We start from the raw sequence: 16,100 nt of genomic DNA on the forward strand, positions 1-16,100 counted from the left end.
GTTTCGTATTATTTTAATTTAGGCACATTATCCCAAAATCGATCAAGTTCATCAACATCATACGATGCATTTTGGGAATTCTTTTTATTCGCTTTTCTTGGTTCCGATTCCACGCCCATAACTTCTTCTATTGTTTTATAACCTTTTTCGTGCCAAGAAAGAAGAATCTTGTTTATATAAGGAAAGGCAAGCTTGCCTATTGATGCAATCGTTTTTTCATACGCATATTTTATCATATCAAGGTCAAATCCATATTGGTCAAACCATCTATTGATAAATTCTCGTTCAGAATCTGTTAATGCCCTCGTATCAATTCCAAATATTTTCTGTACTTTACATTGATTTGTTTTTGATTTTTTTAATAAATTTAAATATTGCTCCGCTAATTCATGTGTTACAATGCCATTATCCGCCCAATTAGCACATACTTTTTCAATATAACGTGCATTAACTTTATCAATAGAAACACAATATTCAAGTGCCATTAAAACAACGTCAGCTGGCAACCTAATAAATTCTAGAATATGTACTATCGTTTTATGCTCTACTGAGGTAATAGGTCGCTGCAATAAATTTTCCATACACTCTAATAAATAAGTAAGTTCTTTACTTGAAATAATAGCTTGTTGCTGAATGTTTTGCGGTTGTGCGGCTTTGGAAAGCAAAACGACAGAGGGGTTTACTTTTTCTGTTTCAATGGGTATTAGTAACTGTTTTTCAATCCAGTATTGTATTGCTTTGTTAATTTTGCCTTCGGATACATTTAATAAATTTGAAAGTAAATTGGAGCTATAGCTTTTATCTGCGTTTTTAAAAATCAATAAAATAACCTTTAAATAAATCGGATCTAAACTTTCAAAAGAATCATCAATTATGCTTTTAGGTATGGCAAAATTATTTTGATAGGATTCGAAATTAATTTTATATGACATGATGATCTCCTCTGAATTTCATATTCATAAATTATTGTTGTTTATAGACAAATATTATAACATAGCTGCAAATTTAAAACAATTAGGATTTCATACAATTAATATAATTTAACTATTTTTATCTCTTCCATTTTAATAAGAAATATGATAAAATATTAATAATTATATTAACGGAGGTAGTCATGAGCAAAGAAACAATTGTTCCTGGAATTGGAATTGGCGGTTTGAAAGATAAATATGACATTAAAATTTTAATATGCTATTTACTCCACACAATACAAACACCTCTTTCAAGAGATCAGCTTAATTATGTATTTCAAGATGATCAAATAGTGAATTATTTTAGCTTTTGTGATGCATTGGCAGAATTATTGGAAACAAATCATATACAAACCAAAAGGCAATGCAATCAAGAAGTATTTGAGTTAAATGCTCTAGGCGTTGAAACTGCTAAACAGCTTTATCAATCATTACCAACCTCTTTAAGAGATCGAGTTGTTACAACTGCAATGAAGCTTTTAGCAAACATCAAAAATGAAAAAGAAAATGAAGTTATTATAAAGCCATATAAAAATGGGTATTTAGTAAAATGTACAATTCATGAAATTAACTTTGATTTGATGTCCTATGAAGTATTTGTTCCCGATCTATTACAAGCCGAAAAAATCAAAGTCAAGTTTCAAGAAAAGCCATCTAAAATATATCAAGGGCTCATTCAATTATTACTGGATGATTAACCTTTATAATAGTATAAGTTATCAGTTCAGTCAGCATTTACATGCTGACTTCAGTCTGAAGAAAAAGCCCGATTTTGGCGTAACCAAAGTCGGGCTTTTGAATATATGGTTGAAAATTTGAAAAAAGTGCAAAGGATACAAAAAGGAGAGTTCACCCTCCACTTATGTATTGCAGCTTTTTAAGGTTCATGCACGCAAATTTAAGCCTAACCCAGTTTGTTACTTGGGCAAGACCTCGATAAGGTGTATAACGCATTGCGTATTTTTCTTTCGCATCAGCAAAAACTCGCTCAATCGTTTCTTTTCGCTGTGCATAAAGATCTTTGTATTTTATTGCATAACGAATATCTGAAACTTGCTCTAAGTACTCATGCCAAACATGAACTGTGTATTGTTTCTGGAATTCTTTACTTTCAGTGCATTTGTAACGAAACCCACAGATTTTACAGTCGTTTGGATTGCTTTTAAATTCTTTGTATCCTTCTCTATTCGTGGTGGAATAGTGTAAAACTTTATTGTTTGGACATACTACACAGTCAAAATATTCATCATATGAAAAATCATATTTCTTAAAAAAGCCTTGTTTTGTCATTGGTCTACGATATGGTACTAATAAATCTTTTCCATCATCTATAAGTCTTTTTGCAATATAGGGAGTATTGTAGGCACTATCTGCCACTATTGTTTGGATTTCGGGGTGGTTTTCTTTTAATTTATCATACAAATCATCGAATGCTACGCTGTCATGTACATTGCCTGCTGTTACATGAACATCTACAATGTAGCCTTTTTTGTCACAAGCTGTATGTGCTTCATAAGCAAGGCATTTCTTATGCTCTCCTTTATGAAATACACCGCTTTCAGGGTCAGTGGTTGATTCATTGATGATTTTTTCTTCTATTTTAGGTGGCTTTGTATCGTCAAATGGCTTTTTTTTATGTTCTTCTCTATCTTTATTGATTTCGTCCATTAGTTGTTTCTCATAATGTTTTGCTGCTACGGGGATTGATTTCTTTACAACCTTTTTTATATTTGCATTTGCTTTTATATGGGTTCCATCTACAAATACCACCTCTGGGTCAAGATATCCCATATCATTGATTTCATTCAATATCCAGTTGAAAATGCATGCAATAGTATTCTCGTTAAATCTATGTTTAAAGGCATAACTTATTGTTGTAAAGTGAGGTATTTGTTCTGTCATTAAATATCCTAAAAACCAACGATATGCACAGTTCATTTGTACTTCTTCTACCAATTTGCGCAACGAACTTATTCCATACAAATGTTGTATTAAGACCATTTTGATTAGTACTACTGGGTCTATGCTTGGTCTTCCATTATCTTTACAATACAAATCCTCTACGAAATCATATATATGACAGAAATCCACTGCACTATCTATTTTTCTAAGCAAATGTTCTGCTGGAATAAATTCTTCTAAGCACAAAAACTCTACTTGTGTTCGGTCTTTTTTAGCTTTAACTAACATTTAATCACCCTATTTAATTATACCATTTTTCGCGTCAAAAGTCCCCTAAATCATCGAATTTAGGAGACTTTTTCTACAAGCTGCAGTCAGCATTTACATGCTGACTTTTTGTTTGCCTTTTATAAACTTTTTATTAAAATTTTAGTACAAACGCCAAAATGGGTAGCTACTAAATAATTAGTATCTACCCTTACACTCTATACTATTTTTAATAATTTAATCCATCAGATTTATTTTCTGAAATAACCAAACAATTATCTTTTTTGAGCTGCTGATTACTCTTGCATCAGTAATCATACCGGCTTTAATCTCTCGAACTTCACCCTTTACGTTTTTAAGTTTAGTTTTATCTACGATTGCTTCAGCTTTATAAAACTTTCTTGGATTAGCGTCATTAACAAAGGAATCAGCTGAAATAGATACGATTGAACCAGTAATTTTTCCATATTCATTTAGCGGCATTGAGTGTAGTAGTCAAGCAAAGTTGTAACACCAGTGTATAAATTTTATGCAGCAGTTCTGGCTACTGCAGGTGGAAGACCGCCATTGTATGTGTGAGGTCGCACATGATTGTACCATCCATACACAAACTCATAGATTCCTTTATCCATTTCATCAGCTGATTGAAATGTAAACAAGTTAAAGAATTCGTTCTTTAATGTATTATAAAAGCGTTCCATTGGCGCATTATCATAAGGGCATCCAGCACGACTCATGCTCTGCTGAATGTGAGCCTTTTGGCAGTAGTCATTAAATTCTTTAGATGTAAATTGACTTCCTTGGTCGCTATGCAAAATTAGCCCTCTTGGTGGTTTGTGACGTTTGATTGCTATTTTCAATGTCTCTATTCCAAGTTCAGCAGTTATATGATTTCCATCTAGTGTCGCTACTGCTGAGCGATCATACAAATCAATAATAGAACAGTTATACCTCATTGTCCCATCTTTTTGTGGAAGGTAGGTGAAATCAGTACACCATACCATGTTGGGCTGTTCTACATCAAAGTTTTGATTCAGAAGATTCGGAAATATTTTATTTGGTATTCCTTTTTTATAAATAGGTTTTTTCTTACGAACTATCGAGCTTAATCCAAGTTCAAACATGTACTTATATATGGTTGAATAACAATATGTAAAACCATATGGAATTAGTAAATCACGCATCATTCGATAGCCTTGAACTCCATTTGTAGCATGATATATTTCAACGATTTTTCGTTGAGTCATTGTCTTTTGCTCTCGATAATTAGCTTTTCTGTCTTTTAAAAAGTTATAGTATGCGTTGGGATATATGTTAAGCCTACGTAGAAGCCATCTAAGTCCAAACTCTTCTTTATTATTCTGGATAAACTGATACTGGTCTATTCTATTTCCTTCGCAAAGAATGCCGCTGCCTTTTTTAAAAATGCGTTTTCCTTTTGTGATTCAGCGAGTTCTTTACGCAACCGTCGAATTTCTTCATAAGCATCAGTTTCTTGTTTAATTTCAGGTTTTGTTTGGCATTCTTTACGGCGTTGTTGCAACCAATATGTAATTGTCCCTTGTCCAAGATAATATTCTTCAGTTAGGCTTTTCTTTGTACGTCCTTCTTCCAAATAGAGACGCAAAACTTTTTCTTTGAGCTCTGGCTCATACTTATTGTAGTTTGTCATGTTGTATCCACTCCTTGATTTCAATTTATTATATCAGATTTCTATATCAAGGTGTTACAACTTTATTATATCAGGTCAATATTAAGTGTTTAATGTAATATACACATTAAGAATGGTTAGATGAATTGAATCATATTTTTCATTACATCTTTTAATTCCTATTAAAAACAATAAACTAAAAGATATAATGCTAAAAAAAACAAATATTTTAAAATTTAAAATTAGCGAAATTATTGCACACATTGTTCCAATGGCAATACATAAATAATAATACGTTTTAAATTTATCTCTCCCTTTTAAATAATGGTGATGTATTGTTCTTGATCTTCAACAATAATAGCGGGAGAAATTGTTGTGTCTTTTATACCAAAATATTCTTCAACAAAATCCTCAGCATCCTCTTTTGATTTTAGATTTCCAGCAATTGTATTCAAATCTAGTTTTTTTAATTCAAAACTGCTATCGAACTCGACAAATCAACCATTTTAACTATTCCTTTCCTCTAATATCCAAACAAATCGGTAAATGGTTTATAGGCATTATTGAAATATTGATAAAACTGAACATTTGTTTGTAACGGGTTTACTTTCTTAATGCCTATTTCTGCTGTTGGATCTTTATAATATGTTTTATCACCAATTTTTATTGCTACCCATCCATGTCGTCCATTTGGTGTATCTCCTAATACGATATAAGCATCTATTCCAACTCGATTGCATAAATTTTTTAAAATACATGAAAATCCAGTACATGTACCTTTCCTATCATTAACACTGGTTATGCTTCCTGCGGAAATTTCTTTTCGTAGATCATAACCAACAATATCTTTTGTAGTCAGAAATTTTTCAATTGTAGGCTCATAAACCATATGGTCTACAATCCATTGACTAAAATATTGTACTGCCTCCTCTTGATTGCAATTCTTTGGCATCTCATTAATGATTTGCTGTAAATTAACATTTATTTTCTGATTAACCTCTTCATAGTAAGATTCTAAATCATCCATTTGATAGTCTATAAAATCTTTTGCAATTTGATATGTGTCCACTGTTTTATTTTCCTTAATCTTCGCTGCATCGTCTTCACTTGCGGGAAGTACTTCCTTTTGAAATTTATCTGAATCTATAAGTAGTAGCATCTTTTCAATCATTTTTTCTTCTGAATGCTGTTCTAAATGCGGTAATACGCGAGTATTACTTGAGTTAAATGGCAAAAGATAGGCTATGTACCAGTAGGTTATACTATCATATCGCAAAGCACTTTCAATATGATAATAACTCCTTGCGTTAATTGGTTGCTTTAATACAATTTCTCCACCCTTGTGTTGATCCAATAGTTGTTTTATTTTTTCATAAATTTCTTTCTCTTCCTGTGTTAATTGTTGATAATAAAATTGCGTGTCAACAGACTGATAAGTAACTGAAATATCTGGTACCTTAACCGGTTCAATAGCAATATGGTACCTCTGCGCTTCCAACACGCCAATAGCGATCAATACCAATAAAATAGCTGAAGTAATAGCAATGGCAATCTTTTTCTTCAAGTTGTATCATCTCCTGAAAAGTATTTTAAATTATCACTTAAAATCTTAAGTACAGCATACCTTTTATCAATTATTTAAGCCCCGCTCCAGTCAATTTCAGATAAAATACTTGGAACGTATGCTATATAATTAAGCACTTGGTTCATAGATGCATTAACCATACTTCTTTGTGCTTCTTCTATACGTTTTTTCATATGTATTATTTCATCGTTATTGAAATATTTGCATAAAACATTACTTTTATCCAGCAAAGCAACCAAACAAAGTGTTTCATGAGGTATGACGTTGTTCTCGAAAAATGCCATGCGGATTGCTTTAATGATATCCATGACAATTTCAGATTTTGGTGCGTACTTCGTTCTTTTGTGAAGCAAACTTTTTTTAGGAAGTTCATTTATACATTCAATTTTAACCAGAGAATTTCCTATTAGAGAAAGTAAATCAGTTACCGATCCCCTGCAGCAATTTCCTGGCTGATGTATGTTAGATGCATAAATATCCACAATGCTCGTTACATCTTGAAATTTTTTGTAAGCTATCGCATCATAAACAGCCTTTAAATATGCCAAACTTTCATCAGAAGATCTAACAATCGAAAGCTTATTATCTTCATCCCAAGTAACAAAACCTTTACTAATAAGTTCTGTAATTTCACCCATGACTAAGCAAGCAGCAATGCTTACTCCATTTAATAAAGGAATATTTCCTTTTTCATTCACAGTACAGATATAGTACTGCTGAACATAAGATAATTTTTTCATAATTCACCTCATAATTTGATTACGTATCCAAACACGTTTATGGAAGGTCAATTTTTAGCCCTCCCATAAACGAATTATATGTATTATACTATAAATATCCAATTACTTAGTTAGTTTAAATAATAAGCGGTAAACTCACGCTATTTTGTAATATGTGATACCAAGATCAATGCTACAGCAATTATCATAACTTATCTATCTTTTTAAGATTGCTTTATTAAATACGTTATTTCTTACTATCATCACAATGCTTTTTATTGCTATTATCATGCTGTTTTTTATTGCGACTTTTTTTTAATATGTTCAATATTATAACGGTACCCGCACCAGAAATAAAACCAACTATAATTGAACCATATGGATAATATTCAAAATGCATAAGTTACCACCATCCAAATAATGCATAGCCTAATGCACCACCAATACCACCAGCAACTCCACCTACAATTGCGCCGCCGAGTGCACCTTCAGCAGCTCCTGCAGGACCTCCAGTTGAGCCAGCGATTCCTCCAACTGTTCCACCACCGACTGCACCAGAATACCCACCACAATCGGTTATATCATGATGTTTGATACAATAGTATGGCATTATATTCTCCTAATCATTATAACTAGTTTAATGATATAAACATTATTGCTCCCACAACACTGTTAATAAGAGCAACCACCAATGAAATAATGTTAATAACAATTGCATATGTTGTTTTATTGGTTTTACGTTTTACAATACTCATCACCAAGCTTGTTATAGAGCAAGGATACGTAATGATTGGTAAAACCAAAGCAAATACTGCCCCTATTATCATTAGTACTAGGGATGGTATATGTATTTTTTTACTTTCTATTGTAAATTGTTCATTATTTGCTACATTTTCTTGAATATCCATTATGTATTTCTCCTTTTGTATGTTTCATAATTCTTATATAGATTTGTTTATTTTTCTATTCATCCTTAATATAAAAATAGTCCATCTAATCTATTTGACTCTATTATTAGATGGACTCTTTTAAAACATCTAAATACTGATTTCTAAAATTTAAATTTGCTTATTTTTTCTTTTATTACATATATATTTAATAAGAGTTTTAATAATGTCTACAATAGCTAGTGTAACAGTTCCAGAAACAACTCCTAAAATTATGAAGTAAGTTTTCATATCAACTAATGAAATACACAATAACCAACTGCTCCACCTATGGCACCATAAACCCCGCCAGCAATAGCACCACCTAACCCCCCACCTAGAACTCCAAGAGGGCCGAAGGATAGCCCACCAGATATAGCCCCTTTAACTGCCCCACCAGTTGCACCACCTGCCGCACCAGCACCTACTGTCCCCCAAAAGTTGCCCCAATCCCATGTACCGCCACCATCAACCATCTCCATCTCATTTTGAGATAGTTCGCAAAAACCATTCATTGTTAATACGTCTGTCATTTTCATGACCTCCTGTTTGTTATTATTTATATCAAGACTTTACCGTTATACAATGTCGACCTTGCACTCCGACTAAGTCAGATATACTTTGTTAAAGTATATTCGGACTTATCCCCACATAAATATCGACAATCATTTTATCTATCTCTACTTGACTCGTTGGTTTTTTGGTGTTGCATTAAATTCAGATGTTATAACTTGTGAATAAATGTTAATAATTACATGAAATATTTATCTTAATCAAAGTTTAATTGTTATTATGTTAAATATTGTAACATAATATTATTAGTTTATCAACTTTATTTACGTAAAATTGTATATATATTCCTTTTATACAAGTTCCAACCCACCACAATCAGTTATATCATGTTGTTTGACACAATAGTATGGCATTATATTCTCCTTTTTACTAAACACCAACTACTTGTTGTTCATTAACAACAGACTCCTTCTTTTCTTTCGTTAAGAACAATACTGTAATTATAGTAGCAATGCAAACAACAATACTAGCTACCAACAAAATAGGTAGGATTTCGTCATTGACATCTTCAACCTTCATTAACATCATAACTGCTGATACTGAGTTGAAGCTAAAATGCAACAATATATTTCCAAGTAGAGATTTAGTGCGAATAAATACAAGACATAGAATAACACCTAATACAAATGAATATATCATCCAAATGATTTGACCATGTGATAATGCAAATAATGATGAACTTAATAATACCGCAACCATAGTTGGCATACCCTTTTGGAAACGTGTCAACATTAACCCCCTAAAAATGATTTCTTCCACAATAGGTGCCATGCACGCTGTTGCAAGGATGTTAACCACCATATTCCCTTTTGTTAAATTTGATGATTGTTCTATGTACGAATTCATTAAGTCTTGTGGGAATGGGATTAATTGCATTATTATACTTACAAATACATTAAATCCGATACCGAATAGCATGATTGGAATAATTGTAGCACCTTTCATTCTATGAATTCCAACTTCAGTAAAAAAGTTTTTCTTTCTTATTAAGAATTCTATTACTAAAACAATAATTGTTAAAACTCCTGCTATTAAGGTAATTAGAGTTGCAAGGGACATAACCTTTTCTGTAATCTTTGTTATTAACTCACTACTAGACAATTGTATCCCCGCTTTACCCATTTCTCGCCCTAGTTGGAAAGCGGCAAAGAACTGCATAATAAAAATAACCATCAACTGTACTCCTAAAAATAGTAAAAAGTAGAGTAGACCTTTGCCGAATTGCTTAAAGAATGTTTTCATTATAATTTTTCCTTTCGTTTTTTAATTTATATATTTAAAGGGTGTCTATGTTCAGCTGTATTGTAGTAAACTAATCTCTCTTGTTACTATATAGCTCATTCTCAACAAAACTCATCAGCTTATTTCTCATATATAAATAAATAGTAAATGAGAAAATTACAGTTATTACAACAGCCAGTAAGTTATTTGATATTCTTGCTATCACAAAAGCAAATACAATAATAGTGGTGATAATAAATAACAGAACAGAATTATTTTTAAACCATTTTTTCTTCAAATTTCTCTTGAATTGTTCGCTTTCGTTTTATTGTCCATATTAACCTCACATAACAATAGAGCTAGTTATACCATTTTTACGCTTGAATATAAATACTTATTTGGTGCATATCTAATAAATATGAATAAATTGCTTTCGCCATTAATTATTAAATATATTGTTAATTATTGTAACATACTTAGCTTAATTTGTCAACTTTATTTACTATTATTGCTCTGAATTAAAAGTACATAAAAATATCGTAGCAGCTTTCTTACGCTGCTACGATATTAGGTCTACTTATTAAAGTCACTATAGTACATTCTGAGTGATAATTGTCTTATTTAGAAAGTGCTTCTTCAATTGCTTTTGATAATTGATCAGGACAAGAAGTACCTCGACCGTTGCAATCAATGCCTTTTAAAGTTGCAATAACATCTGTTGCCTTTCTTCCAATAGTAAGCTTTGAAATGCCTTTTAAGTTACCATTACAGCCGCCATCAAATGCAACATCAGTAATAATGCCATCTTCGATAGTAACTTTAATGTTTCTTGAACATGTGCCTTTTGTTTTGTATAAATGCGTCATTTTTATTTCTCCTGTTTTTTATTGCTAAAATTTAATAAGGATTGTATTGAGTGAATTGGTGTTCTTTTTGCACCTAACGGACTAATTCGAGATGAGTATGCACCATGAAAGTCAGATCCACCAGTTGGTATTAACTTGTGTTTATTTACCAATTCCATTAAGTACTCTTCTTGCGCTTTTGAAGATTTACTTGACCATACTTCAATTCCATCTAAAAGGTTTTGCGACAATAATTCATTCAACACATCAATACTATCGTATGTAAAGGGGTGAGCCATTACACTAATTCCACCTGATTGCTTTACAGCATCTAATACCTCATAAACGTCAGGTTGCTTACAATTAACAATGCAGCTTCCACTTTTAAAGTCAAATAGTTCATCATAGAGCTCACTGAATATTTCAGTCATATAACCGGCGTTCATCAACGCTTTAGCAATATGCTGCTTATAGATACACCGACTATCTTTCGCTATTTCCAATACATCTTCAACTGTAATAGGATATAATTTTGATACCCTTTGAGCCATTTCTAGTCCTGCTTCAGTTCTATTATGTGTTGTAATATTACAAATTGCTTCAATTGGTTTTAAATCTTGGGGAAGATAGCATAAAATATGAATTCTACGTTTTCGAGTTGTATCATATGCCGATAACTCTACTCCGGGAATAATTTGAATACTATTGTTACATTGCACTTTTGATATATCTGTAATGCAGTCATGATTGGTTATTGAAATATATTGTAACCCTATTTTCTGTGCCTGACTAACCACCTGCTCTATTGTTTGTGAACCATCTGAATCACGAGTATGAACGTGTAAATCGCCTACCACCAACATCATCCTTAAACATTATTGCAAATCCATTCTATAAATTTATGTTAAATAAAATGAAGTGCTTTATCATTATTATACTCTAAAATTGTTTTTATGAAAAGTGCCTTTTTAATCAATTAAACTAACAACACTCCACCTAAAAAAGGTGGAGCATCTATTAGAAATTTGTTAGATAGTTAAAGCAAAAGCTTTTCCAAACTCCTTAGCCTTATTTAAGTCTGACTCAGTTGGAACAAAAGTTATTCTAAAATCCTCTTCATAGACATTTGTTTTTAAGCTTTCTAAACGTTGTCTAATAAATTTTGTTGCTTCGCCGCTCCAGCCATAAGAACCGAATACTGCTGTTGGTTTCTTTGCTATGTTAATTGCATCAACATGAGACAATAGTACCCAAACCGGAGGAACTGCATCCTTATTTATAGTTGGCGAACCGACCAAGAATGCGTCACTTTCATTCAGCTTTTGCGATAATAGGTTCATATCATATTTAATAATATCCAACAATTCAATATTGGCATCTGTAATGGTTTCTTTAATTCCTACTGCAATACTTTCTGCTATTAACTGCGTATTACCATATGCACTACAATAGAAAATTGGAATTTGTTTATTATTATGAACAGTTGGATTGCTCCATTCAGTATATTTCGCTATTACTTCATCAAGCAATCCATGTTTGGTAAGGACTGGACCATGACTTGGTGCAGCACAATCAAAATCTAATTCCTTTACTATATTTAACCCTTTTACAACATACGGCTTAAAAGGACCAAAAATAGCATCAAAATAGCCTTTTAGCGCTTTGCTATATTCTTCGTAGTAATGAATGTTGGTATCGAATAATTCCGGTTCACAATAATGTGATCCCAAGAAATCACAAGAAAATAAAACTTTATCTTCTTTTAAATAAGTAAACATTGAGTCTGGCCAATGTAAAAAAGGTGCACTGAAAAAAGTAAGTGTTTTATCACCTAAATCAATTGAATCACCGTTTTTTGCTACGATAATATTCGCATCGTTACGATTGATTATATTCTTAATATAAATCGAACCTGCTTGTGACGTAACTATTTTTAAGTTTGGTAGTAAATCTAATAGCTTTGCGATAGAACCTGAATGATCTGGTTCATTATGATTCATTATTAAATACTCTACAGATTCTAATTCAGCTACTTCTTTTATATTGTTAATAAAGTAATCGAAATAATTAAGGTGTGCAGTTTCAATTAAAGCAGTTTTTTCACTGCCTTTTACAATATAAGAATTATAACTAGTTCCGTTATCAGTTGTCATTACTATATCAAATACTCTTAAATTAGGGTTTAATACACTAACGCTATATACATTGTCTTTTATTTCATTTATGTTCATAATGATACTCCCTCATACTACTTAATTAAAAGATACGCTCTCTATTCTACGATTTCGTTAAATAGAGAGCGTTTTTTAGAACTATTCTTCTACGAATTGATCCTTGCCTACGCCACAGATTGGACAAACGAAATCTTCGCTTACATCTTCCCATGCTGTACCTGGTGCAACGTTTTGATCTTCACAACCATCTGCTGGAACATAAACATAGCCGCAAACTTCACATACATAACTTTTCATAACAATTCTCCTTTTTCATTGATTCAGTTGATTATATATTCATTTTGAATAATCTTGATTACATTTAAACTATACCATATTAGTGTAGTTTTGTAAAGACTATTTGAAATATTATTTTATTTCTTTTTCAAGTACTTTCTTTAAATACTGTCCAGTATAAGATTTTGCATTTTTACTAACCTGCTCCGGTGTTCCTTTGGCAATAACCTTTCCACCCTTATCTCCACCATCAGGTCCCAAGTCAATAATATAATCCGCTGTTTTTATAACATCAAGGTTATGTTCAATTACTAATACAGTATTCCCTGCTTCTACTAATCGATTCAGCATTTCAATAAGCTTGTGTACATCCGCTACGTGTAAACCTGTAGTTGGTTCATCCAAAATATACAGCGTTTTACCTGTTGATCGCTTTGATAACTCAGTAGCAAGTTTTACTCGCTGTGCCTCTCCACCTGACAATGTAGTTGCAGGTTGGCCAAGCTTGACATAACCAAGTCCAACATCATAAAGCGTTTCTATCTTTCGTTTAATCTTAGGAATAGCATTGAAGAAAGAAAGTGCTTCTTCAATTGTCATATTTAAAACATCATCAATTGATTTTCCTTTATATTTTATCTCCAACGTTTCCCTATTATACCTTTTACCTTTACAAACTTCACATGGAACAAAAATATCAGGCAAAAAATGCATTTCAATTTTCAAAATACCATCACCTTGGCAAGCTTCGCAACGACCGCCTTTTACATTAAATGAAAATCTACTTTGCGAATATCCTTTCATTTTGGATTCATTGGTCATAGCAAATATCTCTCGAATATCGGTAAATACACCCGTATAGGTAGCTGGGTTTGATCTAGGGGTTCTACCAATAGGTGATTGATTGATATCAATTATCTTATCAATATTTTCAATACCAAGAATATCTTTATGTGCACCTGCTTTATATCGAGAATTATTCATCACTTTGGACAATTGCTTGAAGATTACTTCATTTACCAAAGAAGATTTACCTGATCCTGATACTCCTGTAACGCAAGTTAATGTGCCAAGTGGGATGTCAACATTCACATTTTTTAGATTATTTTCAGTAGCACCTTCAACGGTTAAAGTTAAACCATTTCCCTTTCTTCTCGTTTCGGGAATCGGAATATACTTTTTACCGCTTAAATATTGTCCTGTAATGGATTCTTCACATTCAAGAATATGCGGTACATCACCGGCATATACAACTTCACCACCATGCACACCTGCGCCGGGTCCAATGTCAACAATATAATCGGCAGCATACATGGTATCTTCATCATGTTCAACTACAATTAGAGTATTTCCTAAATCTCTTAGTTTTTTTAAGGTTCCAATTAGTTTATCATTGTCTTTTTGATGCAAACCAATACTCGGCTCATCAAGAATATACAATACCCCAACAAGAGAAGAACCTATTTGAGTTGCAAGACGAATACGTTGACTCTCGCCACCGGATAATGTTCCTGCTGAACGTGATAGAGTTAAATAATCAAGCCCTACGCTATCTAAAAAAGATAATCGTTCTTTTATTTCTTTGATAATCTGTGCTCCAATCATCGTATCACGTTGATTTAATTCTAACGAACTGATGAATTGATATGCCGCACTTACCGACAATTTACAAAAATCACTAATGTTTTTGTCACCCACAGTAACTGCTAATATTTCAGGCTTTAAACGTTCTCCGGAACAATCAGGACAAAGATTGGTACTCATACATTGTGCAATTTCATCACGTATATAATTGCTTTGCGTTTCTCTAAACCTTCGTTCAAGGTTATTAACGATACCTTCAAATTCTGTATTATAAGTACCCTCACCGTATTCATTTTTACGAGTCATCTTAATTCGTTCGCCTTTTGTACCATAGAAAATAACATCTGTTATTTTTTTAGGTAGTTTAGCAAAAGGTGTATCTAGTGAAAATTTATAATGTTCTGCAAGTGCTTCAAAGTACATTTGCGCAATTGTACCGGATTCGCCAAAATACCATCCGCTTGCTTTGATTGCACCTTCTCTTATGGATAATTTTTTATTAGGAACAATTAAATCAGGATCCACTTCCATAAAAGTACCTAATCCAGTACATTTTTCGCAAGCGCCAAAAGGATTATTGAAAGAAAACATACTTGGTTCTAATTCACTCATACTTACGCCATGCTCAGGACAAGCATAGTTTTGAGAAAACATGATTTCTTCACCATCAATAACATCAATGATTGCAAGTCCACCTGATAAACCTATTGCAGTTTCTAAAGAATCAGTCAAACGAGATTTTATTGTACTATTGATTACGAGCCTATCAACAATTACCTCAATACTATGCTTCTTATTCTTTTCAAGCTTAATTTCTTCTGATAAATCATATAAATTACCATCAACTCTTACACGAACATAGCCGGATTTTCTTGCAGCTTCAAATTCTTTTTGATGTTCCCCTTTTCTGGCACGTATCACAGGAGCTAAAATCTGAATTTTTGTTCGTTCAGGTAATTCTAAAATACGGTCGACCATTTGGTCGACTGTTTGTTGCTTAATTTCACGTCCGCATACTGTACAGTGAGGTACTCCAATTCGAGCATAAAGCAAGCGCAGATAATCGTATATTTCAGTTACGGTTCCAACGGTAGAACGTGGATTCTTAGATGTAGTTTTTTGATCAATAGAAATTGCAGGAGACAATCCTTCAATTAAATCAACATCCGGTTTTTGCATTTGGCCTAGAAATTGACGTGCATAAGATGACAAGCTTTCTACATAGCGTCGTTGCCCATCCGCATAAATTGTGTCAAATGCTAAGGAAGATTTTCCGGATCCGGATAAGCCAGTTAATACAACAAGTTTATCTCTTGGAATTTCTAAATCAATATTTTTTAGATTGTTTTCTCTTGCACCTTTAATTACAATCTTTTCTAAAGCCATTTTGTGTAATCTCCTCATTA

The 16,100-nt window shown here is 32.5% G+C and carries 17 protein-coding genes; 1 reads left to right on the plus strand and 16 read right to left on the minus strand.

From position 1 onward, the window contains the following. Window positions 1–8: 8 nt before the first annotated feature. Window positions 9–932, minus strand: coding sequence for a DnaD domain protein (locus RBG61_RS01590; protein WP_307945036.1), 924 nt, complete (start codon window positions 930–932; stop codon window positions 9–11). A gap of 182 nt (window positions 933–1,114) precedes the next feature. Here RBG61_RS01590 and RBG61_RS01595 point away from each other — a divergent pair, with 182 nt between their 5' ends. Continuing rightward, window positions 1,115–1,669 (plus strand): DUF4364 family protein, encoded by a 555-nt coding sequence (locus RBG61_RS01595; RefSeq protein ID WP_307945039.1) that lies wholly within the window; start codon window positions 1,115–1,117, stop codon window positions 1,667–1,669. A 151-nt stretch (window positions 1,670–1,820) separates the two neighbouring features. Here RBG61_RS01595 and RBG61_RS01600 read toward each other — a convergent pair whose 3' ends face one another. The 15 genes from RBG61_RS01600 to uvrA form a co-directional block, all read right to left on the minus strand. Continuing rightward, window positions 1,821–3,161: an IS1182 family transposase gene (locus RBG61_RS01600; RefSeq protein ID WP_307944411.1), complete on the minus strand. Its 1,341-nt coding sequence runs from the start codon at window positions 3,159–3,161 to the stop codon at window positions 1,821–1,823. A gap of 216 nt (window positions 3,162–3,377) precedes the next feature. Continuing rightward, entirely contained in the window at window positions 3,378–3,623 is a 246-nt protein-coding gene (locus RBG61_RS01605; RefSeq protein ID WP_307945040.1) for a hypothetical protein, read from the minus strand. Between the two features lie 44 nt (window positions 3,624–3,667). Beyond that, a protein-coding gene (locus RBG61_RS01610; RefSeq protein WP_307945041.1) for an IS3 family transposase occupies window positions 3,668–4,812 on the minus strand; the annotation gives its coding sequence in 2 pieces (ribosomal slippage) (window positions 3,668–4,554 and window positions 4,554–4,812; 1,146 coding nt in all). A 296-nt stretch (window positions 4,813–5,108) separates the two neighbouring features. Continuing rightward, a complete protein-coding gene (locus tag RBG61_RS01615; protein ID WP_307945042.1) occupies window positions 5,109–5,246 on the minus strand; it encodes a hypothetical protein in 138 nt (45 codons plus the stop codon). A gap of 68 nt (window positions 5,247–5,314) precedes the next feature. Further along, window positions 5,315–6,355 carry a hypothetical protein gene (locus RBG61_RS01620; RefSeq protein ID WP_307945044.1) on the minus strand — a complete coding sequence of 347 codons (1,041 nt, stop codon included), beginning with the start codon at window positions 6,353–6,355 and terminating at the stop codon, window positions 5,315–5,317. A gap of 74 nt (window positions 6,356–6,429) precedes the next feature. Next, entirely contained in the window at window positions 6,430–7,116 is a 687-nt protein-coding gene (locus tag RBG61_RS01625) for a GPP34 family phosphoprotein (protein ID WP_307945046.1), read from the minus strand. A gap of 382 nt (window positions 7,117–7,498) precedes the next feature. Then, window positions 7,499–7,705 carry a hypothetical protein gene (locus RBG61_RS01630; RefSeq protein ID WP_307945047.1) on the minus strand — a complete coding sequence of 69 codons (207 nt, stop codon included), beginning with the start codon at window positions 7,703–7,705 and terminating at the stop codon, window positions 7,499–7,501. Window positions 7,706–7,727: 22 nt separating this feature from the next. Beyond that, window positions 7,728–8,003 carry a hypothetical protein gene (locus RBG61_RS01635; RefSeq protein WP_307945049.1) on the minus strand — a complete coding sequence of 92 codons (276 nt, stop codon included), beginning with the start codon at window positions 8,001–8,003 and terminating at the stop codon, window positions 7,728–7,730. A gap of 275 nt (window positions 8,004–8,278) precedes the next feature. Beyond that, complete coding sequence (locus RBG61_RS01640) at window positions 8,279–8,554, minus strand: hypothetical protein (RefSeq protein ID WP_307945052.1); 276 nt, start codon at window positions 8,552–8,554, stop codon at window positions 8,279–8,281. Between the two features lie 409 nt (window positions 8,555–8,963). After that, window positions 8,964–9,836, minus strand: coding sequence for a CPBP family intramembrane glutamic endopeptidase (locus RBG61_RS01645; protein WP_307945054.1), 873 nt, complete (start codon window positions 9,834–9,836; stop codon window positions 8,964–8,966). A gap of 596 nt (window positions 9,837–10,432) precedes the next feature. Next, complete coding sequence (locus RBG61_RS01650) at window positions 10,433–10,681, minus strand: TIGR03905 family TSCPD domain-containing protein (protein WP_307945057.1); 249 nt, start codon at window positions 10,679–10,681, stop codon at window positions 10,433–10,435. Between the two features lie 2 nt (window positions 10,682–10,683). Further along, entirely contained in the window at window positions 10,684–11,517 is an 834-nt protein-coding gene (locus tag RBG61_RS01655) for a PHP domain-containing protein (RefSeq protein WP_307945060.1), read from the minus strand. 171 nt (window positions 11,518–11,688) lie between these two features. Further along, window positions 11,689–12,891 (minus strand): FprA family A-type flavoprotein, encoded by a 1,203-nt coding sequence (locus tag RBG61_RS01660; protein WP_307945062.1) that lies wholly within the window; start codon window positions 12,889–12,891, stop codon window positions 11,689–11,691. Between the two features lie 81 nt (window positions 12,892–12,972). Next, entirely contained in the window at window positions 12,973–13,131 is a 159-nt protein-coding gene (locus tag RBG61_RS01665; protein WP_307945065.1) for a rubredoxin, read from the minus strand. A gap of 111 nt (window positions 13,132–13,242) precedes the next feature. Then, window positions 13,243–16,080, minus strand: coding sequence for an excinuclease ABC subunit UvrA (uvrA, locus tag RBG61_RS01670; RefSeq protein WP_307945067.1), 2,838 nt, complete (start codon window positions 16,078–16,080; stop codon window positions 13,243–13,245). Window positions 16,081–16,100 lie beyond the last annotated feature (20 nt).

The organism is Paludicola sp. MB14-C6 (assembly GCF_030908625.1).
In the GTDB taxonomy this organism is placed as follows: Bacteria; Bacillota; Clostridia; order Oscillospirales; family Ruminococcaceae; genus Paludihabitans.